This window comes from Psychrobacter sp. FME6 (genome assembly GCF_014861365.1).
GTDB lineage: Bacteria > Pseudomonadota > Gammaproteobacteria > Pseudomonadales > Moraxellaceae > Psychrobacter.
Genome location: NZ_RRYW01000268.1, coordinates 1 through 302 on the forward strand (window position 1 = coordinate 1; position 302 = coordinate 302).

Annotated in this window: 1 pseudogene; it reads left to right on the forward strand. The window is 41.4% G+C overall.

The features are described 5' to 3' along the window. Positions 1–154 precede the first annotated feature (154 nt). A pseudogene (locus EI162_RS14580) lies at positions 155–302 on the forward strand (IS982 family transposase); the annotation flags it as partial.

Below are 302 nucleotides of genomic sequence, written 5' to 3' on the forward strand. Positions count from 1 at the left end.
CATTACCCCCATTTGGATTATTCTTTAGGGGTGACAACTATCCTGCCATAGGGGGATTACTACTAACCCCACTCTCAACATCGAAAGTGATTGAAAAAAGAAGAGCATCTCACTAATCTATTGTTTTCGACCAAGAATACAACGGAGTCATGAGATGCCCATAGCCGAATTTATCATCAATATCTATTTAATGGTAGAGCAATATTACAAAATAGTCGTCACTAAACCCTTGCGAGGGGCAGGTTACGCGCCAAAGCTGAGTGATCCTGAGATTATTTGCATGGAACTGGTCGGTGAGTTTT